Annotated in this window: 2 protein-coding genes; both read left to right on the plus strand. The window is 34.5% G+C overall.

Annotated elements, in window-relative coordinates:
• Nucleotides 1-833 (plus strand): hypothetical protein (locus DM84_RS05970; protein ID WP_250779086.1); only part of this gene is annotated, 833 nt, incomplete at its 5' end.
• 147 nt (nt 834-980) lie between these two features.
• Nucleotides 981-1,164 (plus strand): hypothetical protein (locus DM84_RS05975; RefSeq protein ID WP_250779087.1); only part of this gene is annotated, 184 nt, incomplete at its 3' end.

Genomic DNA, 1,164 nt, shown 5'->3' on the forward strand with positions numbered 1-1,164 from the left:
ATAAAGGGGCTTTAATGATCTACTGGTCACATGCTATGAATAACCAGGAGCATCAGTTGGAATTAAATAATGAGCATCCATACGTTTATGCTTTTAAATGTGCGATGCTAGAAAAGCATGTTGAAGCTTTGGAATTCTTCTGGGATAAGTTACAGTCAATTGATTCTGTATCCCCAAAAAGGAAAGAAGATTTATTAACGGAAGTAGCATATAATAAAGGGCGTTTTTCTACTGATGATGTTGGAATGGTTGATTTTTGCCTACGCTATCTTTGTGAAGAGAAGTATCATGAATTATTGAAGAGGGACTTTAAACATAACAGGTATTATTATACTTTAGATACATTAAAAACAAATTATTCTTTCGAGAATGCCAAAAAGCTATTTGAATATTTAAAGCCAGAAGATTTATCTCCTGATAGCTATTCTACGTCGATGTTTATAGTCTTAAACTCAATTGTCTCTGCACCAGACGATAATTTTATTAAATCTGGTAGTGACATGCTCACCTCTATGTGGAATCGTCCTGGCTTTGAAGCTCATAGACAACACTATTTAAATAAGTTAAGTGAACAACTCTCATCAACCAGGGATTTGGTTATCTCTCTCATTAAGGAAAATAAAGCTGTTAAAATATTATCTAAAATCGTTAACTCTCTTAACCAAGAACAAATGCACTCCATTATGGAAGAAGATAAGTCAGAATATGAGGTATTTGCCAAGGTTAGAAATAAGCAATTAGGTGGTGGTGCAGGTGATAGTCAGTTGCCAAGTTCATCATTAGATGTAGAAACTGTACAGCAGGAGGTTAGTGATACTAGAAGCAAAGTGTAGTGTTTCTATTTTAGGAAATTCAGTTACTTAGATTTAAACAAAAGTAGGCGAGGAGTTTAAGTGAGAGTAAAAATTGTAAAAGGTTAAAATCAGGAGGTAGTTACGGTCAATAACAATCAACAACAAGAAAAACCACAAGATTTTGAATTGATAGAGCTGCTTTTTGGGAAAGTAGACTCTTCAACTTCCGATGCAGCAGATTTACTAAACAAGTCCTTCGAAGCAAGGTTTCAATCACTGGTTGATCAAATACAATCTTATTTGCACTCTAGTGAAAAGCCTGGCTTTTTCCCTCATCGATTTTTAGGTTGGTTTTCCAGTGTATTAGATA

Origin of the sequence: Wolbachia pipientis (assembly GCF_023661085.1) — a bacterium.
Classification (GTDB): Bacteria; Pseudomonadota; Alphaproteobacteria; order Rickettsiales; family Anaplasmataceae; genus Wolbachia.